The following is a 26,466-nucleotide window of genomic DNA, read 5'->3' as shown; positions in this document are numbered from 1 at the left end:
TTATTTAAGTTTTTTCAGACTGTTTACAGTAGTGGTTTCTTCACACTTTTCAAACGTAATCTCATAAGAAGGATTATTCTCCGGATAAGTGATCACATAGTCCGGACACGGCTTTTTCTGAGCATGGCTTCTTTCGAAATCTACTTTCCCGTTGGTAATGATATTGTCTTTTATAAACTTTTCATCTATTTTATAAGTGCTCATTGCACTTTTGGCATCTTCAGAATATTTGAATTCTTTAGAAAGAGTTTCGGCAATCACACGGCTGTTTGGAAGATATCCGCTGCAGCTTGCGCCTTTTTTGTTTAAAATAAAGAATACAAGAATCAGCCCTGGAATAAGGCCTATTAAAAAGAATTTAAGCTTTTTCATTAGAAAATTAAAAGATTGATATCATGATAAGTAAGTCCGAAACGGTCGCAGATCACTTTTTTCGTATGTCTTCCTTTGTACATGTACAAACTCTGCTTCATTTCATTTTTGCGGATCAGCATATTTTCAAAACCACCTTCTTCATCATAATTCAGAATATAAGACAGGAAGAAATTGGAAATTGCTTTGGTCGTTGTTCGTGGCATTCTTGACGTAAGGTTCGGAAGTCCGCAGTGGATGACACCATGTTTGATGATATAAGGATCTTCCATTGTCGTAAGTTCCGATGTTTCGATCACCTTGCCGTTATCTATGGTAATATCAATAATGACACTCCCTTTTTTCATTTTCGCAACCATTTCTTCGGTAACGATAGGCGTCATATTTAATCTTGGAAGGGCACCGATGACCACATCAGCACGTCTTAATGCTTTACTTAATTCTTTAGGATCAATGATCGATGTAGGAACTCTGCTGTCTACAAGGGTATGAAGCCTTCTCAGCTTGGAAAGTGAATTGTCGAAAACCCTCACACTGGCTCCCAGTCCGATGGCTGCTTTTGTGGCAAATTCGCCCACAATTCCCGCACCTAATATAACCACTTCTGCAGGTCTTACTCCTGTGATCCCACCCAGCATTAAACCGTTGGAAAGGGCAAGAAGTTCAGAGGCATATAAGATAGATACTGTTCCTGCTATTTCGCCGACCAGTCTTACCAGAGCAAGCTGTTTGTATTCGTCAACGATAAATTCAAACGCAATAGCATTGATCTTTCTTTCGGCCAGCTTTAAGAAATAAGCTTTATCTCTTAAGTTGATCTGAAGAGCTGAAACCAGATACGTATTAGGTTTCATATAATCAATTTCTTCTTCTGTAGGAGGATTGATCTTTAAGATAAGATCCTGTCCGAAAGCTTCTTTAGGATCATTAGTGATCTTTGCTCCGGATTCAGAATACTGCAGATCTGTAAAAAAAGAACCTTCTCCGGCACCTGCTTCTATAATAAGCTCATGACCGTGTTCTACCAATACCTGTACCGCGTCAGGAGTAATGCAGGTTCTCCTCTCATTAAGACAGGTTTCTTTAGGAATTCCAATACTGAACTGTTTTCCTTTCTTTATAACCTCCAGCTTTTCTTCTTGCGGCATTAATTCTTCTTCGGTAAAAGGAGTAAAAATATTTGTAGTACTCATTCTTTAAATAAATTATGTCTTACAGGTTGTTATTTTACAATTGAATTGATAAGCAAAGATACATAATATTTACTCGAATGAAATTTCTCTTTCATCCCCTGTATTCACGATGCTCATTGTGTGGTAGTTAAGCCCATAGAGCTCTTCTTCGTACACTTCAGGCCATTCTATGATGCATAAAAAAGCATTATCCAGGTACTCTTCAATGCCGATATCATATACTTCTTCAATGTTTTTTAACCGGTAGAGATCAAAGTGATAGATCTTTCCTTTCGGCGTATTGTATTCGTTGACAATAGAGTAAGTAGGAGAGTTCACTTCATCCTGACTTCCCAGTTTTTTAAGAAGAAATTGAGTGAACGTTGTTTTACCTGCGCCAAGATTTCCCTTTAAAAGTAATATGTTATGCTTCAAGTCAGGAATGATCTTATCAACAACTTCCTGCCATTCATGTAAAGACTGTATTTTCATACTGCAAATTTAAATCTAAATTATATAATTTATACAAATACTTAATAGGATCACCGGAATACTGTTTTAAAATACTCAAAAAAACCGGCTGAAAAAATACTTCCAGCCGGTTTATCATTTAATAATACAAAGACTACTGTTTAATGATCTTATTGATAACAGTCCGGCCATTGTCCAGCGTTACCGTAAGGATGTATATTCCCGAAGCTAGATTTTCAAGTGATACTTCCTGAACCTGACCGCCTGTTTTCACAAGCTGTCCAGAAACATTATACAGTTCAAAAGATTTTACTTTCTCCTTAGAGTCGATCTTTACGAAAGAGACTGCAGGATTCGGATAGATTCTTAATTTATCTTTTACCGTTTCAAGAGTAGAAAGTGAACCTCCCTTAATTTCAAAACTGTCAAAAGAAAGATCAAAATCTCCCGCCGTCCTGTTGGCATTAATTCTAACTTTTACAAACTGGTTTTGGTAAGCGGCGAGAGAATATGTTTTTTTAATATAACTTCCTGTTCCGGCTTCATTACTTACTGTTCCTATCGTTGTCCAGGTAGCTCCGAAATCTGTAGAGATCTGTACTTCAAAACTTCCCCAATCGGGTAATGATGCGAAAGGGCTGCTGTAGTTACTCTGTTTATAATAGAAACTTAGTTCATAATCAGCAGTGTTCAGCGGGCCTACACTGATTGTGCTGAAAGTTCCTGCCGTTGAACTTGCATATAGATTTTTATAAAGGTTTCTTGGTGTCGTTCCTGTTCCTGTAGCTCCTCTTTCCGAACCAAGGGCAAATGCCTGCGGACTGGTTCCGGTAGTCCATCCCTGAGGAAATGTCGATGTTGAGAACTCTTCTTTCCATGGTGCAGGTGCCGTAGGAACGGTCGTAAACATTACTGATTTCCACGGGCTTTTGTCTCCCGGTGCACACACTCTTCTGATCCAGAAATAATAGGTCCCGTTTGCAAGTCCTGAAACAGTTACAGAGTTTGCTGTTGGCGCCAGTGAAACAAAGGTATTTGTATCTGCAGGCGGTGTGTTGGATGCAGATACAAAATATTCATATCCTGTTCCGGGCTGTTGATTGTTTACATTGATCCATGAAATTTGAGCACCATTGTAAGTTTCTGCGTTGAGAGTCACCGAAGCCAGTTCCGGACAGGTTGGAGCAGCTTCCCAGATCACATCATCTACATACATATAAGACCATGTACTTCCGTCTATTCTTCTTATTCCTAAATGATCAGCAGATCCTGTGTAATTATTGATATATACGATATACTCCTGATATGTAGTTGTTAGTGGTAAAGTTTCGATAATTTCTACGTTGGCGGAAGCCGTGTTTCCTGTTAAGGCAACGATCTGAATTTTGGAATCCGAAGACGTTTTTTTTGCTTTAAAACGGAGTCTGTGTGTTCCGCTGCTGATATTTGTCAACTGAGGGCTTACCAGAATGATCTTTGTAGAAGCTTCCGTTGTGGTAGCTCCGTTTCCGTAAAAACTGATATTATTCGGTGCTGAATCAGCTTCTGTAGTCGTTAAGTTAATGGTCGGTGTAGATCCGTTATTGGATGTCAGAATCTTACCCCAGCAATTAGGAAGACTGTTGGTTCCTGAAACCGCATCAAAGTTTTCATAAAATGCAGAAACAGGGGTACAGGCAGTATATATACTTACCGTGCTGGAGTATGAGCTTTCACACTGTGTGGTTACACTTTTTCCACGGATGAAATATTGAGTGTTCGGCTGAAGTCCCGCAATATGCTGAGACAAAGTAGAAGTACCCAATGTAAAAGGTGAGCCCGCTACCATTGAACTAAAATTACTGTCAGCTGCCACTTCGATAATTGTGCTGACCGGCAGTGCATTGCCGTTTTCAGGAGCTGGCCATGCTATATCAAATGAATTGGTCGTTGCATTGGAAGCCGTAATGCTGTTTACGGAAATCGGGCAGTTAGTAACAGAGCTGCTTACAGGATTCTGTGTATTGTACAGAGGCCCGTTCAGACAGTTTGAATTCACAGCATAAACGGTATAAGTATACTGATTATTTCCCCTTATACCGTGATTGTAATTATTTTCAAAAGTGGTATTGGCACCATAATAGGCCACATATGCATTAAGGGAAGAATTTTCTCCTGTGGTATATACCGTTCCGTTTGACGGAGCATTAGGAATCATTCCGTTGACGTTTCTCAGGATAAGATATTTATCTGCTGCAGGAGAACTGGCAGTAAAACTTCCGTTAATAATAATTCCAGAATTCGTTAAAGTTAAATTAGAAGGCTGTGTGGCGGGTGCAACACATGCACTTGGAGCGGTCCAGTTGAAAGTAAGACCCTGCGAAGGAAGAAAACTGTAGTTGGTGGCAATTCCTGCAGAAGAATTCGTTCCTGCTGTCGTATTGTTCCAGTTGCTGCCGGTATTTCCTGAAGCAGCCCTGTTGTTGTAATCGCTGCTTGTCGTTCCTCTCAGACCCACTTTAACATTTGTTGCACTTGGTGTTCCCTGGGAAGTCATATTGTATACATATTGTACACTGCCGTTTTCATGCAGTCTTGCCTGGAAATTCCAGTTATGGTGAGAAGCTGCAGTAGCAGGAGTGGATGCATAAGGCCTGAAATGACTCCATTGTACAACAAATTCACGGTTCGGGGCACTTCCCACAACGGCATAATCAATAGATCCTGTTAACCCGTTGATGTTATAAAGGGACTCAAGGTCCGCAGACAGCGGTGAAATAACCCCCGAATAAGAAACTCCTGAACTGATAGGGTCAGTAGAACTGGTATTGGCACTTCCAAAGCTGATGAATCCATTGGCATATACCTTTATAGAATTAAATGAACTCCCGTTAAAAGGAAAAGAAAAGGGAATGGCATTATTCAGTTCATACACATTGTCATCCAGTGCACCGGTACCTGAAGATGCTGTAGCGGTTGCAATATTCGTTGGGCTGGACAGTGAGGTATATGTTCCCTGATTCTGAGAGAATGAATAATAGGAAACCACCTGTGCCTCCATGGCAGTCCAGCCTGAAAGGGCAAGAGCCCCGATCATGCTTAATTTGGTCCGCTTTAATAAATTAAAGAGTTGATTTGTAATCATGCTTAATGTTTAAAATTTTTCAATGCAAACTTATTATTTTTACTTAGAATTAATATAAATAGCTGTAATGATTAAAATCATTCTTTTGAGGTAAATTTTTTTCTTCAAACTAAATATTTAATTTTACACTATGATTTCCAAACAGACCATAGATAAAATTTTTTCAACGATACGGGTAGAAGAGATAGTAGGAGAGTACGTTCAGCTGAAAAGAGCCGGGTCTAACTTTAAAGGGCTCAGTCCTTTCCATGATGAAAAGTCACCCAGTTTTGTCGTTTCTCCAAGCAAACAGATCTGGAAAGATTTCTCAACGGGGAAAGGGGGAACAGCCATTTCTTTCCTTATGGAAATCGAAAACTTCACGTATCCTGAAGCCCTTCGCCACGCTGCTAAAAAATACGGGATTGAAATTGAAGAAGACCAGCGGGAATTCTCCGAAGAAGCCAAACATGCACAGACGGAAAAAGACCAGCTGTACAAAATTCATGAGGTAGCCAATTCTTATTTTCAGGAGATCCTTTGGGATTCAGAAGAAGGAAGAAGTATTGGTTTGGCGTACTTCAGAGAACGTGAGCTGAAAGATGATATCATTAGAAAATTCCAGCTCGGATATTCCGTTGAGCAGAAGAATGCTTTCACTGTGTATGCGGAAGAAAAGGGATATACAAAAGACATCCTTGAAAAATCAGGACTGTCCATATTCCCTGAAAACACACCTTCCGGAATCGACCGTTTCAGGGAAAGGGTAATATTCCCGATTCACAGTTTTTCAGGCAGGGTTTTAGGTTTTGGAGCCAGAATTCTTAAGAATAATGTAAAAACAGCCAAATACCTGAACTCTCCGGAAACGGAAATTTACCACAAGTCCAATGTACTTTACGGTTTAAATCAGAGTAAACAGGCCATTTCAAGAAAAAACAACTGTCTTCTGGTGGAAGGGTATATGGACGTTATTGCGCTCCATATGTCCGGAATTGAGAATGTAGTGGCCAGTTCGGGAACCTCTTTGACGATCGAGCAAATTAAGCTGATCAAAAGGCTGACTGAAAATGTAACCATTCTTTTTGACGGTGATAATGCCGGTATCAAAGCCAGTTTCAGAAGTATTGACATGCTTTTGACGGAAGGAATGAACATCCGTGTCCTGCTTTTCCCGGAAGGTGATGATCCGGATTCATTTGCCAGAAAACACCCACAGGATTATGTGGAAAAATTCATCGAAAATGAAGCGACTGACTTCATCGACTTTAAGGCAGATATCCTTTTAAAAGATGCCGGAAATGATCCGATAAAAAAAGCCGAAGCTATTCAGAATATCGTGAAATCGGTTTCTTTTGTACAGAATGCTTTGAAAAGAGAAGTCTATCTGAAAGAAGTTTCCAATAAATTTGGTCTTTCGGAACAGAGCCTTTTTAATGAGCTGGATGTTCAGAAACAGATTACACAGAACCAGAATCAGCACGTTCAGCAGCAGAAAGAAAAAATTCAGCCGAAACTGGAAATTGTACCTTTGGATGAGGAAAAAGAAGATCCTTATCTGTATGATGTCCTCTTTATGGAAAGCAAACTGGTTGACCATATGCTGATGTTCGGTGATATTGTTCTGAAAAGGACAAATGAAAAGAATGAAGAATATCAGATCACAGTGATTGAAGAAATCCTGCTGCATTTCGAAGAGGAACAGTACAGTTTTTTAGTAAAAAGCAATGAAATTATCATTAACCAGGTAAAAGAAGGTATTCAGAAGGATGAACTGAGGAGCGGAAACTTTTTTGTGGCTTTTATGGATGAAGAAATTACATCCAAGGTCGTAGATGCGCTGATTCCTTTGGACGAACTGGAAAACTGGGGTTCCAGAAATATTTTTGCTCCCAATTACGGAGACAAGATAGCAGAACAGGTACAGGGCGATGTTTTACTGCATAAATACCGGTATATAGATTATCTGATCAAAGAGACTGCAAGACAGTTGGATCAGTACAGCGGAACAGATGAGGTGAAATATTACGAACTGATCAAAAAGATTACCTTGCTGAAACAGGCATCAATCAGGCTGAGTGATATTATCGAATATTCACCTATCAAAGGCATCTACATGGATAGGAAAAGATAAATTTCAGACATATCACTTACTGTGAGATGGAATTCTCTGACAAAAAGTCCTATAAAATTTTAGGAATAAAAGTTGTAATTTAAACTTCGAAAAATATTTAATAATACATAATAGAAATATGGACATTAAAAAAGACTTCAGAGATTTCTCTGTAAAACATTTAGGAAACAGCGGTCTGGCTACCGATCAGTATATGGGAATGTATGGTCCAACGAATCTTACACCATATATCATGGAAGAAAGAAGATTAAACGTTGCACAAATGGACGTATTTTCACGTCTGATGATGGACAGAATTATCTTCCTGGGAACAGGAATTGACGATCAGGTTGCCAACATCGTAACTGCACAGCTTTTATTTTTAGAAAGTGCAGATCCTTCTAAAGATATTCAGATCTACATCAACTCTCCGGGAGGAAGCGTTTATGCTGGTTTAGGAATCTATGACACGATGCAGATCATCAAGCCGGATGTAGCAACTATCTGTACAGGAATGGCAGCTTCCATGGGAGCGGTATTGCTTGTAGCAGGAGAAAAAGGAAAACGTTCAGCACTTAAGCACTCAAGAGTAATGATTCACCAGCCTTCAGGAGGTGCTCAGGGAGTAGCTTCAGATATGGAGATCAACCTGAGAGAGATGCTGAAATTAAAGCAGGAGCTTTATGAAATTATCGGTCACCATTCAGGGCAGACTTATGAATGGGTAGAAAAGTCTTCAGACAGAGATTACTGGATGACTTCTGAAGAAGCTAAAGGCTACGGAATGGTAGATGAAGTTTTACAGAGATCTACAGAGAAAAAATAATTTCCTCTTTTTTAGGAATATTGAAAACGCACCGGAACCGGTGCGTTTTTTTGTTTTTATTGTAGCCACAAAAGGAATAAATGTTCTTGAACACTTAGCTACTCCTGAGTTTAGTCACCTTGAAAAATAAAAGACCACTTAAGTTTTATGAAAATTCGTAGAAATAAGAAATCGTTTTTTTTTGAGTTTAGACAAGTGTTGATTGGGAGGAGATATTTTAATATAGGGCCTGATGACTTAGGAAGCAGAGGCGTTAAAAAAATGATTTCTATGAACTTTAAGAAAATTCTACTGTTTGAGTGCGGGATAAATTCTGATTCTAAACATACCTATCTACCGAACGAGTTTAGAATTTTTAGAGAATAAAAATCATCTTCAGCCGATGATTCCAGTCTTGAATTTTTGCTGCTTTTGTTTCAAGACAAAAGTAAGAGATGAAAAATACTTCAGTGATTAATTACTATTAAAATCATAAAATAAAAATGCGCCTCGAGAGGCGCATTTCATTTATTTCTTAATAATCTTATGAATCGTGGTTTTCTTTGAGGTTTTAATTTCAACGATATAAATTCCCGTTTTCAATGACTGTATATTAATTTTTGCAGTAGAAGCACTTAATACTTTCTGTCCTGAAACAGCATATATATTGACTTCTTTAAGATCCTCCGCAGTTTCTATCTGGATAAAATCACTCGCAGGATTTGGATAAATTCTGAATTCTTTTTTATGGATATCAGAAACACCCAGAATCAGATTAGAAGCTTCTCTTGGAGTAAACGGAAGTCTCTGTCCGAAACTTAGACCCAGCCAGTCATTATTACTCAATTGGATCTGTGAAAGGCTGGATTGTCCTCTCCAGCTTGAAAGATCTTTTCCTTTGAATAATTTCCATGTATGGTTGCCGGAAGTATTTCCTGTAAAATTATTTAGAGCCAATGTGCTGACCTGACTGTTGTCTGCTGTAAAATTAAAATAAGGAGCTTGTGCCTGAATCAGCTGAAGAGCCTGTTCTGCCGTTAAGCTTCCGTTGTATCTGATTCCGAAAACAAAAGAATGAGCATCTCCTGCAGAACTGTCGGTTCCGAAGTCAATAACAACAAGGCTGCTGTTGCTTCCCGTTCCGATCCAGTTAGAGATCTGCACGGGATTATAAGATGCGGAGCTATAGGCAGCCACTGGTGTGGAAGGATGAGAAAGAGGTGGCGTAGTATCAGTAAATCCGTAGCCAAAAGAAATTCCGTACCATTTTCCATTTATTAGAGGATCGTTATTCACCCCGTTGTTCAGTTCCATATCTTCAGCAGAAGGACCGGACCATGTAGACCAATAGTCTTCCAGGCTTGGAATATGGTGGTTATAATTGAAACTGTAAAGAAAACCTGAAGGAACCTCCGCTTCAATTTTAGGTTCTGCTGCTGCAACAGCATTGATAAGGTCTTCCATCGTTAGATCATCCGAATCAAAACGGTAGCCCCATGCATACGATGTGGGATTGTCGTCATCATTAAAATCAGCAATAAAATAAGCCTTTTTGGAACCTGTTCCTACCCAGAACTTAATGTCATTCTCTGTAAACTGGGCTGAGAATAGCTGCAGACAAAGCAGCAGAAAAAAAAGATAGATCTTTTTCATAATATAATTAAATTAAAGTTTTATTCCCGAAACTTTCCCGCAGGAGAGCACATTTAGAATCTTTTCAAATCCTTCTCTTCCTGAAGTGAATGCAGATAAGGCAGGTCTCCTGGCTCGCTTCTCAAAATACGCCTTCCCGGAAATGGTTCCAGTGGCATCATGTATCTTAAGTTTAAAACAGCTTACAGTTGCGGGTACAGCCCAAGCATTGAATCTCTTCTCACTTGATTCCCTCTTAATGAACAGATGTTCAGCCTTAACGGGTGCAAATATATCATATAAATTTTTGAAGACGTTTTGTGAATTATTGTTCTTTTTTTCTGTTTGTTTAACTGTAGAATCAGTTTTAAGTGATTGATTTTTTAATTTAATAAAGAATTAAAAGAATAATTGATGATATCAGGATAATTTTAGTGTTTAAAATTAATTCATTTAAAGATCTTATTGTTAAAATACAATTATTATTAAATTCAACATCAGTTTACAATCAATGTATACTTTCGCGGCATAAAATTTACTATGAAAAAACTGCTGCTATCGGCTATGGTATTCACAGCGCTCGCATCGTGTAAAGATGATGACAAAATGAATAATCAGGATATCAATTATACAAAGCTGCCTCAGGAATTTCCTTTCTCCAAATTGGCAACCGTGAATGGTGTTGACGTGATTAATGGTGGATTCGGTTCCGGTGCGGCGGCTCATCCGACCAGAAAAGGAGAGTTTTATGTGATCACCGACAGGGGGCCGAACACCGACTACCTGAATGGTAAGAAATTTCCGGCTCCGAATTTTACTCCTACTATTATGCATTTTAAAATTAATGCAGAAGGAAATATTGAAATCATTAAATACATTAAACTGAAAAATCCTTCAGGACAGCCAATCACGGGACTTCCAAATCCTGCAGGAATGGGCAGTACAGGAGAAACAGCTTATGATGTCTCCGGAAATGTATTGGGAACGGATAATTATGGTTTGGACAGTGAAAGTATTGTAGCTGCAGCGGATGGAACTTTTTGGGTTTCTGATGAATATGGACCGCATATCGTTCACTATAATGCAGATGGAGTAGAGCTGGAAAGAATAAGCCCGATTGGCGTTAATACCGGACCAAGAAAACTTCCTGCAGTCTTAGCTAAAAGAAGAGCTAACAGAGGAATGGAAGGCTTGTGCATTACACCCGATGGAAAAACATTAGTTGGTACGATACAGTCCACAATGTACGTGCCCACAAAAGCTCTGGCGACCAATACAACATTAACAAGAATCGTCACTTTTGATATTGCAACAGGACAAACCAGACAGTATTTGTATAAGCAGAATGGGGGAGCTTCAGATTCCGTATGTGATATTACGGCTATCAGCAGTACGGAGTTTCTGGTCATTGAGAGAGATGGAAACTTTGGTTCACTGGGTGGAACAAAAAAAGTGTACAGAATCAATATAGCAGGGGCTTCAGATGTGAACGGTACCGATATTTCTGCCGTGGACGGACTGAAGATCAATAATAAAGCTTTAGAGCAGTCTACATGGGATGAAATTACAAATGCCGGAATCAAACCGGTATCTAAAATTTTAGCCGTAGATCTGGTTGCTAAATTAGGATATGAACATGATAAATTTGAAGGAATCGTTTACTTGGGCAATAACAAAATAGCGGTTTTCAATGATGATGATTTTGGGATCTTAGACGACGGAAACGGAAATCCGAAAGCTAAAATTCTTCCTAAAACCGGAAAAGTAGACAAAGGAACAATGTATGTAGTCGATATTCAATAATTAGATTTTTTTTAAGAAAACGGCGGCATCGAAGATGCCGCCGTTTTTGACTGTATATATTTCTGTTTAAGCGCAATGAAAAAGATTCCATAGGAATGTGCTTTAGCCCATTTAATAAAAATGATCCATTCCATTGGCTTTAGCCAAAACCTATGAATTAAATCCCTCAATAATTTTAGAGAAATCCTCTAATTTTAAAGCTGCTCCTCCGATTAATCCACCGTCGATGTCAGGCTGGGAGAAAATTTCTTTAGCATTATCCGGTTTTACAGAACCTCCGTAAAGAATAGAAATCTCGTCAGCAACCTCCTGACCATACTTTGCAGCGATGATACTTCTGATATGAGCATGAATTTCCTGAGCCTGTTCCGGAGAAGCTGTTTCACCTGTTCCAATAGCCCAAACCGGTTCGTAAGCAATCACCACTTTTTTAATTTCTTCAGCAGAAAGCGTAAAAAGAGCGACTTCAGTCTGGTTTTTTACCACCTCAAAATGCTGTCCTGCTTTTCTCTGTTCAAGCGTTTCACCATTACAGTAAACAGGGATCAGACCTTTATCAAGAGCCAATTTGATTTTTCTGTTGCAGTGAGAATCCGTTTCACCATGATACTGTCTTCTTTCAGAGTGTCCGATCAATGAACCGGTTGCATCGATAGATTCCAGCATATCTGCAGAAAGCTCACCTGTATATGCACCGCTTTCATGCTCACTCATATCCTGAGAGAATACTCCGATCTCATCCTTTTCAAAGATGTCTTTTGCCATCATCAAATACAAAGAAGGTGGCGCAATCCATACTTCACAGTTGGTGGCATTATTATTTTTATAGCTCAGTAATTGAATCATTAACTGTTGTGCGTCAATGACATTTTTGTTCATTTTCCAGTTTCCTGCAACTATTTTTCTTCTCATAATTATTTTTTATTTTAATCTTCTACTATTTTGGTGTCGGTAAAGGTATAGGTATTGTCTTTTTTGCCCATCAACTCAATAGACTGAAATTTGACATCTCCGTTTTCTAGAACTTCATAATTATAAACGTCAGTAACTTTGTCATAATTGTGAAGCTCATAATATTTGCCATCTTTGGTCCACCATGTACCGTTTTCTGTTTCCTGTCTTACATCACCATCTTTGTCAATGGCTACAAACATTAGAATACTTTTCCCTTTTTCCAGTCTGCATGATACCCAATATTTTGAAATACCATCAACCTGTTGATTGGCTTCAGAACCTTTATAGCATCCAATCATTTTCTGATCATATTCTTTTTTCTGTGCCGATATCTCTGCTGCCAAACAAAACAGAGATAATACCAATAATTTTTTCATTAAGTTATTTATTAATTCCTTCAAGTTTAAACATAAAAGCATACACCAGGGAAATATCCTTCAGATAATCAAATCTTCCGGAAGCACCACCATGACCGTAATCCATATCCGTTTTTAATAGCAATACGTTTTTATCAGTTTTCATATCCCTAAGTTTGGATACCCATTTTGCAGGTTCAAAATACTGAACCTGAGAATCATGAAGTCCTGTAGTTACCAGAATGTTAGGGTAGTTTTTCTTTTCAATATTTTCGTAGGGTGAATAAGATTTCATGTAAAAATACGCCTCCTTATTGTTCGGATTTCCCCATTCGTCATATTCATTGGTCGTTAATGGAATACTTTCATCAAGCATGGTATTCACCACGTCCACGAAAGGGACCTGTGAAATAACCCCATTCCATAAATTCGGACTCATATTCGCTATAGCACCCATCAATAAACCTCCGGCACTTCCGCCCTGAGCATAAAGATGTTTTGGTGAAGTATATTTTTCTTTAACCAAATACTCTCCTGCATCGATGAAATCCGTAAACGTATTTTTCTTTTTCATCATTTTTCCGTCTTCATACCATTGTCTTCCCATTTCCTGACCGCCACGGATGTGAGCGATAGCAAAAGCAAAACCTCTGTTCAGAAGGCTCAATCTCGTACTGCTGAAAGAGGCATCCATTGAACTTCCATAAGATCCGTATGCATAAAGAAGCAGTGGACTGTTTCCGTCTTTCTTGTATCCCTTTTTATAAACAATAGAGATTGGGATTTTTGTCCCGTCTTTTGCCGTGGCAAAAAGTCTTTCGGTGGTGTAATTATCCTTACTGTAACCGCCAAGAACCTCCTGTTGTTTCAGCAGCGTTCTTTTCCCGGTCTTTAAATCCTGCTCAAACTGAGAAACCGGCGTAATCATGGAAGTGTACCCAAAACGGAAATTGTCTGTATTGTATTCAGGATTTTCCAGCGAAGAAATGGTGTAAGCAGGTTCGTCAAAGGTCAACGCTTCTTTCTTAGCTGTCCTTCTGTCATAAATAACCAATTGGGTAAGTCCGTTCTGTCTTTCACTGAAAACAAGATAATTTTTAAAGGCACTCACAGCCTGCATTAAGACATCACTTCTGTGCGGAATGAAATCTTTCCAGTTCTCCACACCTGTTTTATCCAGAGGAGTTTCTGCTATTTTGAAGTTAAGTGCATCCTTGTTCGTTCTGATCAGGAATTTGTCTTCCAAAGGCGTAATTGAATACAAAACATTTTTCATTCTCGGCTGGAAAACTTTGAATGTTCCGTTTGGTTGATCAGCATCCAGATACCTTGTTTCAGAAGAAGTGGTAGCTCCGGAATAAATCAGGATGAATTTGTGATTTTTAGATTTATATACCGAAATATAATTGGTTTTATCCTTTTCCTCGTAAACCGTCACATCTTTAGCAGGATCAGTTCCCAGCGTATGTTTCTTAATCTTTTCAGACAAAAGGGTAACCGGATTGTTCTCCGTATAAAAAATTGTTTTATTGTCATTCGCCCATTCTGAAGAACCTTCGGTGTTTTTTATGCCGAGATCGGTTGTTTTTCCTGTTTTCAGATCCTTTAAAAATAAAGTATACTGTCTTCTGGAAACATCATCAACGCCATACACCAGTTTGTTATTATCTGGACTGATGCTGAAACCGGTAGCACTGTAATAGGGGTGACCTTCGGCAAGTTTATCTACGTCCAGAAGAATTTCTTCGGGAGCAGTAAGACTTCCTTTCTTTCTGCAGTATTTGAAATACTGCTTTCCGGCTTCAGTTCTGGTGTAATAGTAATATCCGTTTTTTAATACCGGAACCGATTCGTCTTTTTCTTTAATCCTGGCTTTCATTTCCTCGAAAAGCTTTCCTCTGAAAGGTTCCGTATCTTTCATCATGCCTTCCCAATAGGTGTTTTCAGCTTTCAGATAATCAACGACTTTCGTGGAATCTTTTCCTTTTTTGAAATAATCGATCATCCAGTAATACGGATCATTCACTTTATCTCCGTGAATTTCCCGGATGTGTTCCTGCTTTTCCGCGATAGGCGCCTTAATAGCAGGAAACTTTTGAGATTGTATCGTTGAAGCACTCATAATTAATATTCCAAGATAAAATTTTTTCATGATGTATTTTGTTGTTTGGTGTGCTTTCTATGCCAAATTCCAAAGATTTTTTAAAAGCTTATAGAAAGTATGCTCTTCATCAGTTACTTTATTGTCAGCTTTGATCAGTGTTTTGGCAAATTGTACAAATTTTACACGTTCGTCTTCAGTAGAATCATCATAGAAACATCTCGCATGGAATTCAAAGTGGTCTTTCCATTCCTCAGGCTGTAAAAGAGCCAGAGTTTCCAGTTCATTGTCAAGATTCATTCTGAATGGAAATTCATCTGCCATATACTGTTGAACCAGCATTCCCTCTTCAGGAGCAAATTCCCCGTCTACAGAAGAAAGGATCATTAAAAGATGATAACCGGCGATTGATTTATTTGATTTTTGCATGTGTAAGTATATGTTTTAAGTTTAGTGTTTATATTTAAATTTTGGCAGTTGTCTAAGGCCAAAGTTAGAGTTTTGTGACCGGGAATTTTAAATTCAAAATCTACGATTCAGAATGCACTTATTGACCATTCACTTATTCCCCTAGTCGACATAGTCTTTCGCAGGCTGCTTGTCTACAATTTTACCCTTTTCCAGAATCACAACAAACGGATTGCTTCTTGCAATGGTTTTGATCGCAGTACCGTCCATCATAGCATTTTTAATGGTTTTGAAGGTATTATGATCCGTTGAAATCCCATAGATTACAGCGCCTTTTTGGGCATTGACTTTAGCCTCAACTTTCTGAATAAGATCAGCGGAAACTTCCTTCGGGTGGTAAGAGAAAACCAGCACAGCTTTGGGTGCATTGATGATTTCATCCGTAAGATCCATTCCTGTAGGATCTTCAATTTTGAACTTTACGATCTCAGATTTATACCCTTCTTTCGTCAGAACAGATTCATTTTTTCCTTCTTCAATTTTCCATGGAGAATCTTCTGCCCAGTATTTTGTTTCTTTAATATAATCATCCTGATTAACCTTTAAAACTTCTCCTGTCTTTTGATTTTTAAGCGAGTAAAAAGTCTTGTATTCAGAAGGATTTTTATTGATTTTTTCCTTTTCAGCTTTAATGTTTGTTCCTATCTTATAATCACGGAAATCAATTAAGGGCTCATGCATAATTCCTTGAGCCATAATGTAAATCATGATCACAGAAAAAAGACCTAAAAGTGCATATCTGAATTTGCCCGAAGACTCTTTCGTGTTATCGCTGCTGTACACATCTTTTTTGCGGAATTCCTTTCTGTAAAGGATAAAGACAATAATAAGACCGACAAGAAGTACAATGTCTTTTATAAAACTCTGCCACGGTGTAAACTTGATTGCATCTCCAAAACATCCGCAGTCGGTGACCACATTGAAATAGGCCGAATAAAAAGTAAGAAACCCAAAGAAGATACAAAGGGCTATTAATGCTGAAAGAGTGAATTTAAGCTTCAGTTTAAGAAGAAGCATAAATCCTAGGAAAAGCTCCAGTACGACGACAATGATCGAGAACAGAAGCGCAAATTTTTCCAGGAACGGCATATTGAAAACCGGTGGGGCAAAATATTCTTCCATCTTGAAAGAAAATCCTACCAGATCCACAGCCTTTACAAAGCCTGAAAGAATGAAGATGACAGCAATAATAAAACGTAATAAACCTTTGATCATATTAAATTATTTTTTGGGTTCAGAAATATTTTCTTTTTCAGAAAACTTGATCAGACAGAAAACAGCATAATTAAGCATATCAAAATAGTTCGCATCAAGACCTTCAGAAGCAATTGTTTTGCCCTGATTATCTTCAATCTGTTTTGTTCTCAGTACTTTCTGATAAATAAGATCAGTGATAGATGAAATTCTCATATCTCTCCATGCTTCACCGTAATCATGATTCTTTCTCTCCATTAAGGCCTGAGCGTCGTTGGAATACCGATCATAAAGACTTAAAATTTCTTCCTTATTTTCATTAAAATCATTGGAAAACCCTTTTTCAAGCTGGATCAATCCAATGATCGAGTAGTTCACGATGGCAATGAATTCATCCTCTTCACTTTCATCCACCATTTTTTTATCTGTCATCTGCAGCGTACGGATTCTGTTTACTTTGATGTAAATCTGATCTGTAATGGAACTGGGTCTCAAAACCCTCCATGCTGCCCCGTAATCCTGTAATTTTTTACTAAATAGATCACGGCATTCACTGATAACTTTCCCGAACTGTACTGATGTTTCTGACATAAATTCTCTTAATCTCCCAAATATACGAATTAGGTTTTAGGTAGCAGGAATCGGAAATTGATTTTTGTCAGAGTTTGAGGCTTTTGAATAGGAGAGTGGGAGATGTTTAAGGTTTTAGAGTTTAGGGGGTCCGGGGGAGACAGTGGGTTGCTGGTTGTCAGTTTTGGGTTTCTTGTCAGGAAATTTTAAATACTCGTTTCTGCTGCAAACTCTTACGAACGAATAACAAAGCAGCAACTGAGAACCAGGAACAACTAACCAACAAAAATCATCAAGTCTTATATTCCACAATAAGTCTTAATTTTGCAGAACAGTATCACGTATCAATCATCATTTATCAATCGTAAACATGCTTTCAAACTCCGGAACTCTCAAATCCTCTGACGCTTCGACCCAAAAACCTTTCCACTCCATCAATTGCAACGGAAAACTGGTGGAACTTGATAGCCCCAAAATCATGGGTATCCTCAACCTTACTCCGGATTCTTTTTCCGATGGGGGTCAGTTTACCAGTGAAAAATCAGCATTGGAGCATACAGAAAAACTCCTGAAAGACGGTGCCGAGATCATCGATATTGGCCCGCAATCCACACGTCCGAATGCTCAATTTTTGAGCAGCAAAGAAGAAATAGAAAGAATTGGCAGCATGATTTCGGAGATTAAAAAAGAATTTCCCGAAGCACTGATCTCACTGGATACATTTTATGCTGAAACCGTTAAATTTGGATTCAATGAAGGAATTGATATGATCAACGATATTTCTGGTGGACAGTATGACGGTAAAATGTTTGATGTTGCTGGCGAAACAAAACTTCCCTACATTTTGATGCATGTGAATCCGTCTTATGAGACGATGCACGATAAAGTGAAATTTGAAGATATTACCCTTGAAGTCAATCGCTATTTTTCAAAAAAGACCAACGAACTTCTTCAGAAAGGAGTAAAAGATATAATTCTTGATCCTGGTTTTGGTTTCGGAAAAACAGTAGAAGATCAGATGAAAATGATCAGCGAAACTGAGTATTTGGGATTTGGTAAATTTCCTTTACTCATAGGGATTTCCAGAAAATCATTTATCTATAAACCCCTTGGTAAATCTCCTCTTGACATCAATGAGGAAACGCAGAAACTTCATATGAAAGTTTTGGAACAGGGAGCTAAAATTCTTCGGGTACATGACGTGGCTGAAGCAGCAATAACCATAAGAGAATTTTGCGAAAAAAATAAAAAGCTTTAAAAAAACTTGTTCAGTATTTAAAAATTAATACATTTGCAGTATGAATTTTACGAATCAGAAAAATATTATGGTCATTTCTACAATTATTGTTGTCATTAACAGCAGTAAGGAAGCGGCATTGTAAAATATTTTAATTTAAATTATATAAGCCGTTTCATATTGAAGCGGCTTTTTTTATTTCAGAAATTATGTATCAGTTATTAACCGTAATTATTATCGTCATTATTATTCCCTTGCGTCTGTGAGAAGGATAGAGTATGACTATACATATTTTGCAGCCCTCTCACATCGTGAGAGGGCTTTTTTTATACCCATTTGTTAATTTTTAAACCCCATACAATGTATTACAGCGACAAAACTATCGTGTATTTTAATGGAAACTTCTTGAAAGCCGGAGAAGCTGGAATGGATCTTTACGGACAGTCTCTTCACTATGGTTATTCTGTTTTTGAAGGTATTAAATCCTATGCTACCAATCATGGAACCAGAATCTTTAAAGCAGAAGAACATTATGAAAGACTGAAAAGATCAGCAGAATTGATGCACATCCCCTTTGATTATTCAGTCAGCCAGCTTACAGGTCTTACCTATGAGCTTTTGGAACGTAATGGATTCAAAGATGCCTATATCCGGCCATTGGTGACCTGCTCCCCTAATATGTCTCTTTCCAAAGGTAAAGAATCCTATCTGTCTCTGCTTGCCTGGGAATGGAGCAACGGCTATCTCGCAGACAAAATGAAGATCATGACCTCCGGTTTTCAACGCCCAAATCCTAATGCTTTTAAAGTAGAAGCCAAAGTAAGCGGACACTACGTCAATTCTATTCTGGCCTGTCAGGATGCCAAAGACAAAGGTTATGATGAAGCCCTTTTACTCGATGAGTACGGAAATGTTGCTGAAAGCTCAGGAGCCAATATATTCTACGAAAAAGACGGAACATTATATACACCTGCAAAAGGAAGCATACTGCCGGGGATCACAAGACAGACCGTTTTTGAAATATGCAGTGACCTTCATATTCCCGTTAAAGAAACCTTCTTTAAACCCGAAGATATGAGAGGAGCTGATGCCGCTTTTTTTTGTGGGACAGCGGCGGAAATTGTGGCCCTGGATTCTTTGGATGATGTTCCGTTTACCAAAAACTGGAGCGACACAAGAAGTGAAAAGGTACAGAAGGCCTATCAGAAACAGGTAAGACTTCTGTCATTGTAAATTTATAGAATTTAAAATATTGATTATCAGTTAATTGTGTCTATTTTTCAAACGGTTGGATATTGTAATTTTCATAAAATTGAAAATGAAAAAGATATTACAAACTGTAGTTTTGGATCAAAATTAAGTAAAAGCTTCATTTATGAATTCCGAAAAAATTGAAATTTCTGATATCACACTGAGAGATGATAACAACAGCAAATGCAGGATAATATGTTAAATAAATATTCAAAAACATTCACACAGAACAAGGAACAACCCGCTGCAAAAGCAATGCTTTACGGAATAGGTTTCACAGATGATGATATGCAGAAAGCCCAGATAGGAATAGCGAGTATGGGCTATGATGGGAATACCTGTAATATGCACCTTAATGATCTTGCAAAGGTTGTAAAAAAAGGAACCTGGAATCACGGTCTTGCAGGATTGATATTCAATACCATAGGCGTAAGTGACGGGATGAGCAACGGCACAGACGGAATGCGGTATTCACTGGTAAGCCGGGATGTTATAGCAGACAGCATCGAGGCAATCTGCGGGGCGCAATATTACGACGGGATTATTGCTTTACCCGGCTGTGACAAGAATATGCCGGGAACCATTATTGCGATGGGAAGACTGGACAGACCATCCATCATGGTGTATGGAGGTACAATTGCCCCCGGATGTTATAAGAATGAACCGCTCAATATAGTTTCAGCTTTTGAAGCCTTGGGGAAAAAGATTGCCGGAGAAATTTCAGAAGAAGATTTCAACGGGGTTATCAAAAACTCCTGTCCGGGAGCAGGAGCATGCGGAGGAATGTATACCGCTAATACGATGTCTTCAGCCATAGAAGCTCTCGGAATGAGTCTTCCATACTCCTCTTCCAATCCGGCACTAAGTAAAGAAAAGCAGAATGAATGTCTGGAAGCAGGAAAGTACATCAAAATATTGCTCGAAAGAGATATCAAACCATCAGATATCATGACGCGTAAAGCTTTCGAAAATGCACTTCGTCTGATCATCATTCTTGGAGGCAGCACCAATGCCGTTCTCCATTTTATCGCAATGACAAAAAGTGTAGGCGTTTCCGTAACTCAGGATGATTTCCAGAAAATGAGCGATATCACACCGGTATTGGCAGATCTTAAGCCGAGCGGAAAATACCTGATGCAGGATCTTCATAACCACGGAGGAACACCAGCTGTAATGAAATACTTGCTTGAAGAAGGTCTACTGCATGGAGACTGTTTAACAGTTACCGGAAAAACCATCGCTGAAAATCTTGAGAATGTTCCAAGTCTTGATTTTACAAAACAAAAAATCATCAGACCCTTATCAGATCCCATCAAAGAAACGGGGCACCTGAGAATACTTTACGGAAACCTGGCAGAAAAAGGAAGTGTAGCGAAGATCACAGGAAAAGAAGGCGAAAAATTTTCGGGGAAAGCAAGAGTATTTGATGGCGAAAAAGATTTGATCCAGGGCATTGAAAACGGAAGAGTTCAGCAGGGCGACGTGATTGTAATTCGTCATGAAGGACCCAAGGGCGCACCGGGAATGCCTGAAATGCTGAAACCAACCAGCGCTCTTATCGGTGCAGGCCTGGGCGGAAGCGTAGCTTTGATTACTGACGGTAGATTCAGTGGAGGGACTCATGGTTTCGTAGTGGGACACATAACTCCCGAGGCATATGAGGGTGGTCTTATCGCTTTTGTAAAAGACAATGACCTTATTGAAATAGATGCAGTCAATAATACCATACAGCTGAAAGTCTCCGAAGAAGAGATCAAAGAGAGAAAGAAAGGGTGGCAAAAACCCGAGCTTAAAGTAAAAAAAGGACTGTTGTACAAATATGCACTCACCGTGTCATCAGCTGCCGAAGGTTGTGTAACAGACGAAATCACTTAATATCAAATATAATGGAGAATTTACATATATCCGCAAACACCGAAATCAGTGGCAGCAGGATTATCCTTGAAGCATTTATTCAAGAAGGGGTAAAAACCATATTCGGATATCCGGGAGGAGCTATTATCCCAATATATGATGCACTGTACGATTATAAAGATCAGCTCGAACATATTCTTGTGCGTCACGAGCAGGGAGCAGTTCATGCAGCACAGGGTTTTGCCAGAGTATCTGGAGAAGTCGGAGTCGTGCTGGCTACCAGCGGGCCCGGTGCAACCAATCTGGTAACAGGACTAGCTGACGCACTGCTCGATAATACTCCAATTGTATGTATTACAGGGCAGGTGTTTGACCATCTTCTGGGAACTGATGCTTTTCAGGAAATAGATGTAATGAATGTGACAAGCCCGGTTACCAAATGGAATTATCAGGTAACCGATGCCGATGAACTTTCTGAAGTATTGGCCAAAGCCTTCTATATCGCAAAATCAGGACGTCCCGGCCCGGTGCTGATTGATGTCACAAAAAATGCACAGCTGCAAAAGGTTTTCAATCAGGGCTATACTCCCTGTGATTCTTTGAGAAGCTACAGACCGGATCCTGTTCCCAATATAGAAAATATTGAAAAAGCATCTTTGTTGATCAATCATGCAGAACGCCCTTTTATTATTGCCGGGCAGGGAATTATGTTGGGAAAAGCAGAAAAAGAATTTTTGGAGTTTGCAGAGAAATCCGGAATTCCAGTGGCGTGGACAGTTTTAGGAATGAGTGCTATTCCCACAGACCACCCGCAAGCCGTAGGAATGGTAGGAATGCATGGAAACTACGGACCCAATATCCTTACCAATGAATGTGACGTCCTGATCGCAGTGGGAATGCGCTTTGATGACCGGGTGACCGGAAGACTTGATCAGTACGCAAAACAGGCGAAAATCATCCATCTTGATATTGACAAGGCAGAGATCAATAAAAATGTAAAAGTTGATGTCCCCGTTCTGGGAAACTGTAAAGAAACATTACCGCTTCTTACCCAGTGGATAGAACCACGAGAACATACGTCCTGGCATCAAAAGTTTAAGGATTGCTATGACATAGAACATCTTAATCTGATAAATGATGAGCTGTATCCTTCAGAAGGTGAAATTACAATGGGAGAAGTGATTCGCCACCTGAGTGGTATGACACTTGGCGAAGCTGTCATTGTAAGCGATGTAGGGCAGCATCAAATGGCGGCCTGCAGATACTCCAGCTTCAGACATTCCAGAAGTAATATTACCAGCGGGGGGTTGGGAACCATGGGATTCTCTCTTCCCGCTGCCATAGGAGCGGCTTACGGAACAAACCGTCCTGTTATTGCGATAATGGGCGATGGAGGTGCACAAATGAATATCCAGGAACTGGGAACACTGATGCAGTATCAACCCGATATTAAGATCTTGATTCTGAATAACTGCTATCTGGGAATGGTAAGACAGTGGCAGGAACTGTTTCATGAAGAACGGTATTCTTCGGTAGATATTCAGAGTCCGGATTTTGTGCAGGTTGCCAAAGGATATCATATTCCGGGAAGAAAAATAGATCAAAGGGAAGAATTAGAAGAAGGTCTCAGTGAAATGCTTCATCATAAAGGAGCTTTCCTTCTGGAAGTAATGACGGGAAAAGAGCATAATGTTTTTCCCATGATTCCTCAGGGAAAAAGCGTTTCAGAGATTGTACTGACTCATAATAAGACATAACAATATAAATAGGAAAAGATGAAATCAGAAAACAAAGAATACACCATTACGGCCTACACAGAAGATTATCTGGGATTGATCGGAAGGATCAATGCGATTTTTTCAAGAAGAAGAATTTCTATTGTGAATTTCAATGCCGGGCCCTCCGAAATGGAAAAAGTGAAAAAGTTTGTCATTGTTATCAGAGAAACAGAAGAATCTGTACAGAAGATTACCAGACAGATCGAAAAGCAGGTGGACGTACTGGAAGTTCATTATCACAAAAACCCATACCTGACAGCGGTAGGACATGCCAGCTGATCATCAGTAAAAAGTGAAATAATAATTAACAATACATAAAAATTTAAGAAAATGGCAAAATTGAATTTTGGCGGAGTAGAAGAAAACGTAGTGACAAGAGAGGAGTTTCCATTGCAGAAGGCACAGGAAGTATTGAAAGATGAGGTAGTAGCGGTCATCGGATATGGAGTACAGGGGCCCGGACAGGCGCTTAACCAGAAGGACAATGGGATTCATGTAATTGTTGGCCAGCGAAAAAATTCAAAATCCTGGGACAAAGCAGTGGCAGACGGATTTGTACCGGGAGAAACCTTATTTGAAATAGAAGAAGCCCTGCAGAAAGGAACTATTATCTGTTACCTCTTAAGTGATGCGGCACAGATCGAATACTGGCCTAAAGTAAAACAACACCTTACTCCGGGAAAAGCACTGTATTTTTCTCATGGTTTTGGAATTACATTTAACGAGCGTACAGGAATTGTTCCTCCGGAAGATGTTGATGTATTTCTCGTAGCACCGAAAGGATCAGGGACATCATTAAGAAGAATGTTTCTGCAGGATCGAGGACTCAACAGCAGCTTTGCTGTGTATCAGGATGCTACCGGAAAAGCAAGAGAAAGAGTGACTGCATTGGGAATAGCAATCGGAAGCGGATATTTATTTGAAACAGATTTTAAAAAAGAAGTATTCAGTGATCTTGCAGGAGAAAGAGGAACATTAATGGGGGCTGTACAGGGAATATTTGCAGCACAATATGATGTACTGAGAAAAAACGGACACAGTCCTTCAGAAGCCTTTAACGAAACAGTGGAAGAACTGACGCAGTCATTAATGCCTTTAGTTGCAGAAAACGGAATGGACTGGATGTATGCAAACTGCAGCACAACAGCTCAAAGAGGAGCTCTGGACTGGTGGAAACGTTTCAGAGATGCCACTTCTCCGTTATTTGAGGAGTTATACGACAGCGTTGCTACAGGAAATGAAGCCCAGCGTTCAATAGACAGTAACAGCAAACATGATTACAGAGAAAAACTTGAAGTGGAGCTTACCGAACTTAGAGAAAGCGAAATGTGGAGAGCCGGAAAAACCGTCCGCAGTCTCAGACCGGAGAACAATTAACTCAAAAAACAATGGAAAAAGAAACGTATCCCTCTGTTTTGGACAACGTCTATAAAGCAGCGGGAAGGCTCAAAAATATTGTGGTAAGAACACCTTTGGCGATCAATAATAATCTTTCTGACCGATATCATGCGAAGGTAAGCTTTAAAAGAGAAGACCTGCAGAGGGTGAGATCTTACAAAATAAGGGGTGCTTACAATAAAATGGCAGTAATGTCTCCTGAAGATCTTGCGAAGGGAGTGGTTTGTGCCAGTGCAGGAAATCATGCTCAGGGAGTTGCTTTCGCATGCAGCACAATGAAGGTGAAAGGAACTGTTTTTATGCCTTTGCCTACACCGGGGCAAAAGCTGGAGCAGGTAAAAATGTTTGGAGGGAATTATATCGATATTGTCCTTTATGGGGACACTTTTGATGAAGCTAAAGATGCGGCTGTAAAGTTCTGTGATGACCGTGCGGGAATATTTATTCATCCTTTTGATGACCAGAATATTATTGATGGTCAGGCAACGGCTGCACTGGAAATTCTTGAACAGTCGGATGAGCCTGTTGATTACGTTTTCGTTCCGATAGGAGGTGGAGGTCTAGCGGCGGGAATTTGTACAGTATTCCGGGAACTGTCTCCAAAGACAAAGATCATAGGAGTAGAACCTGCTGCGGCCGCAAGTATGAAAAAAGCACTGGAAAAAGGAAAACCTGTCCTGCTTGAAAAGATCAGCCGGTTTGTGGATGGTGCGGCAGTACAGAAAGTAGGGGATCTCAATTTTGAGATTTGCAAAGATGTTTTACATGATATGGCTGTAGTGGATGAAGGAATGGTTTGTGAAACCATTCTTTCCCTCTACAATAAAGATGCTGTGGTGGTAGAACCAGCGGGAGCCCTTTCTGTGGCGGTACTGGAAAAATATAAAGACCAGATTAAAGGGAAAAATGTCGTATGTATTATCAGCGGAAGCAATAATGATATTACACGGATGGAAGAGATCAAAGAAAAAGCTCTTTTGTATGCTGGGTTAAAACACTATTTTCTCGTAAGATTTGCACAGCGTCCCGGAGCTCTGAAAAGCTTTGTAATGAATGTCCTGGGACCCAATGATGACATTACCACTTTTGAATATACCAAAAAAAATTCTAAAGAGAAGGGAATTGCTGTGGTAGGTATCGCACTTAAACATAGCGACGATTTTACTCCACTGCTTAATAACATGAAGAAATATGAATTTTTCGTTAATTATCTGAACAATGATCCATCGTTAATGAATCTGCTTATCTAAATTTAAAAGTTTCAAGACAAAAGAAGATGATATAACCCTCATAAATCCGACATAGGAAAATGGAGCGTTAATAAAATCAATCCTATGAACGTAAAGAAAATTCTACTGTCCGAAGCGCGGGATAAAATTTGATTCTTAACATAGGGTTCTACCGCGCGAGTTTTAGAATTTTTAGAGAACAGGATTTATTTTTAGCGGAAGTTTCCCGGTCTTGAATTTTTGATTCTTTTGTTTCAAGACAAAAGAATACGATGAACTATTTTGCACATTATCTAAGTCTTGTTGGTATGTAGTAAAAACGTTCTACCAATCCGACATAGGAAAATGGAGCGTTAATAAAATCAATCCTGTGAACGTAAAGAAAATTCTACTGTCCGAAGCGCGGGATAAAATTTGATTCTTAACATAGGGTTCTACCGCGCAAGTTTTAGAATTTTTAGAGAACAGGGTTTATTTTTAGCGGAAGTTTCCCAGTCTTGAATTTTTGATTCTTTTATTTCAAGACAAAAGAATACGATGAACTATTTTGCACATTATCTAAGTCTTGTTGGTATGTAGTAAAAACGTTCTACCAATCCGACATA

General features: G+C 39.1%; 21 protein-coding genes and 1 riboswitch. Of the genes, 10 read left to right on the top strand and 11 right to left on the bottom strand.

Going from position 1 to position 26,466, the window contains the following annotated elements:
* The 4 genes from IW16_RS05440 to IW16_RS05425 form a co-directional block, all read right to left on the bottom strand.
* Positions 1-372, bottom strand: a complete 372-nt coding sequence (locus IW16_RS05440; RefSeq protein ID WP_034740717.1) for a hypothetical protein — start codon at positions 370-372, stop codon at positions 1-3.
* Entirely contained in the window at positions 372-1,565 is a 1,194-nt protein-coding gene (locus tag IW16_RS05435; protein WP_034740715.1) for an alanine dehydrogenase, read from the bottom strand. Before IW16_RS05435 ends, IW16_RS05440 begins: the two co-directional genes overlap by 1 nt.
* 69 nt (positions 1,566-1,634) lie before the next feature.
* Entirely contained in the window at positions 1,635-2,036 is a 402-nt protein-coding gene (tsaE, locus tag IW16_RS05430) for a tRNA (adenosine(37)-N6)-threonylcarbamoyltransferase complex ATPase subunit type 1 TsaE (RefSeq protein ID WP_034740712.1), read from the bottom strand.
* A gap of 133 nt (positions 2,037-2,169) precedes the next feature.
* Positions 2,170-5,139 (bottom strand): T9SS type A sorting domain-containing protein, encoded by a 2,970-nt coding sequence (locus IW16_RS05425; RefSeq protein ID WP_034740709.1) that lies wholly within the window; start codon positions 5,137-5,139, stop codon positions 2,170-2,172.
* A gap of 130 nt (positions 5,140-5,269) precedes the next feature.
* Here IW16_RS05425 and dnaG point away from each other — a divergent pair, with 130 nt between their 5' ends.
* Entirely contained in the window at positions 5,270-7,252 is a 1,983-nt protein-coding gene (gene dnaG / locus IW16_RS05420) for a DNA primase (protein WP_034740706.1), read from the top strand.
* Positions 7,253-7,370: 118 nt separating this feature from the next.
* Positions 7,371-8,057 carry an ATP-dependent Clp endopeptidase proteolytic subunit ClpP gene (gene clpP / locus IW16_RS05415; protein WP_034740702.1) on the top strand — a complete coding sequence of 229 codons (687 nt, stop codon included), beginning with the start codon at positions 7,371-7,373 and terminating at the stop codon, positions 8,055-8,057.
* 507 nt (positions 8,058-8,564) lie between these two features.
* Here clpP and IW16_RS05405 read toward each other — a convergent pair.
* The gene (locus IW16_RS05405) at positions 8,565-9,689 is read right to left on the bottom strand and encodes a T9SS type A sorting domain-containing protein (RefSeq protein ID WP_034740695.1); all 1,125 of its coding nucleotides are present in this window, start codon (positions 9,687-9,689) and stop codon (positions 8,565-8,567) included.
* Positions 9,690-9,771: 82 nt separating this feature from the next.
* Positions 9,772-9,963: riboswitch (cobalamin riboswitch) on the bottom strand.
* Positions 9,964-10,208: 245 nt separating this feature from the next.
* Between IW16_RS05405 and IW16_RS05400 the strand changes: the two genes are divergently transcribed.
* The gene (locus tag IW16_RS05400; protein ID WP_034740692.1) at positions 10,209-11,471 is read left to right on the top strand and encodes an esterase-like activity of phytase family protein; all 1,263 of its coding nucleotides are present in this window, start codon (positions 10,209-10,211) and stop codon (positions 11,469-11,471) included.
* 150 nt (positions 11,472-11,621) lie between these two features.
* Here IW16_RS05400 and tpiA read toward each other — a convergent pair whose 3' ends face one another.
* The 6 genes from tpiA to IW16_RS05370 all read right to left on the bottom strand — a co-directional run bounded on the left by tpiA (position 11,622) and on the right by IW16_RS05370 (position 17,135).
* The gene (tpiA, locus tag IW16_RS05395) at positions 11,622-12,383 is read right to left on the bottom strand and encodes a triose-phosphate isomerase (protein ID WP_034740687.1); all 762 of its coding nucleotides are present in this window, start codon (positions 12,381-12,383) and stop codon (positions 11,622-11,624) included.
* Between the two features lie 14 nt (positions 12,384-12,397).
* Positions 12,398-12,802, bottom strand: a complete 405-nt coding sequence (locus IW16_RS05390) for a hypothetical protein (protein ID WP_131327839.1) — start codon at positions 12,800-12,802, stop codon at positions 12,398-12,400.
* A 4-nt stretch (positions 12,803-12,806) separates the two neighbouring features.
* A complete protein-coding gene (locus tag IW16_RS05385) occupies positions 12,807-14,933 on the bottom strand; it encodes a S9 family peptidase (protein ID WP_034740680.1) in 2,127 nt (708 codons plus the stop codon).
* A 27-nt stretch (positions 14,934-14,960) separates the two neighbouring features.
* Positions 14,961-15,311 carry a tellurite resistance TerB family protein gene (locus IW16_RS05380; protein ID WP_034740677.1) on the bottom strand — a complete coding sequence of 117 codons (351 nt, stop codon included), beginning with the start codon at positions 15,309-15,311 and terminating at the stop codon, positions 14,961-14,963.
* A 141-nt stretch (positions 15,312-15,452) separates the two neighbouring features.
* Positions 15,453-16,565, bottom strand: coding sequence for a BT_3928 family protein (locus tag IW16_RS05375; RefSeq protein ID WP_034740673.1), 1,113 nt, complete (start codon positions 16,563-16,565; stop codon positions 15,453-15,455).
* A 6-nt stretch (positions 16,566-16,571) separates the two neighbouring features.
* Positions 16,572-17,135: a DUF1599 domain-containing protein gene (locus IW16_RS05370; RefSeq protein ID WP_034740668.1), complete on the bottom strand. Its 564-nt coding sequence runs from the start codon at positions 17,133-17,135 to the stop codon at positions 16,572-16,574.
* A 349-nt stretch (positions 17,136-17,484) separates the two neighbouring features.
* Here IW16_RS05370 and folP point away from each other — a divergent pair, with 349 nt between their 5' ends.
* From folP to ilvA, 7 genes are all read left to right on the top strand, one after another.
* Positions 17,485-18,372, top strand: a complete 888-nt coding sequence (gene folP, locus IW16_RS05365; RefSeq protein ID WP_051889954.1) for a dihydropteroate synthase — start codon at positions 17,485-17,487, stop codon at positions 18,370-18,372.
* Between the two features lie 339 nt (positions 18,373-18,711).
* Entirely contained in the window at positions 18,712-19,584 is an 873-nt protein-coding gene (locus IW16_RS05360) for an aminotransferase class IV (protein WP_034740663.1), read from the top strand.
* 213 nt (positions 19,585-19,797) lie between these two features.
* A complete protein-coding gene (gene ilvD, locus IW16_RS05355; RefSeq protein ID WP_185116417.1) occupies positions 19,798-21,477 on the top strand; it encodes a dihydroxy-acid dehydratase in 1,680 nt (559 codons plus the stop codon).
* A gap of 11 nt (positions 21,478-21,488) precedes the next feature.
* Positions 21,489-23,213, top strand: coding sequence for a biosynthetic-type acetolactate synthase large subunit (ilvB, locus tag IW16_RS05350; RefSeq protein ID WP_034740655.1), 1,725 nt, complete (start codon positions 21,489-21,491; stop codon positions 23,211-23,213).
* An 18-nt stretch (positions 23,214-23,231) separates the two neighbouring features.
* Positions 23,232-23,513: an ACT domain-containing protein gene (locus tag IW16_RS05345; RefSeq protein ID WP_051889952.1), complete on the top strand. Its 282-nt coding sequence runs from the start codon at positions 23,232-23,234 to the stop codon at positions 23,511-23,513.
* 51 nt (positions 23,514-23,564) lie between these two features.
* On the top strand, positions 23,565-24,611 hold the full coding sequence (gene ilvC, locus IW16_RS05340; protein WP_034740651.1) for a ketol-acid reductoisomerase: 1,047 nt from the start codon (positions 23,565-23,567) through the stop codon (positions 24,609-24,611).
* A gap of 11 nt (positions 24,612-24,622) precedes the next feature.
* Complete coding sequence (gene ilvA, locus IW16_RS05335) at positions 24,623-25,882, top strand: threonine ammonia-lyase IlvA (RefSeq protein ID WP_034740646.1); 1,260 nt, start codon at positions 24,623-24,625, stop codon at positions 25,880-25,882.
* Positions 25,883-26,466: the final 584 nt, after the last annotated feature.

This window comes from Chryseobacterium vrystaatense (assembly GCF_000737765.1).
GTDB lineage: Bacteria > Bacteroidota > Bacteroidia > Flavobacteriales > Weeksellaceae > Chryseobacterium > Chryseobacterium vrystaatense.
Note: the sequence above shows the minus strand (reverse complement) of the source record. Positions and strands in the feature narration are given on the sequence as shown.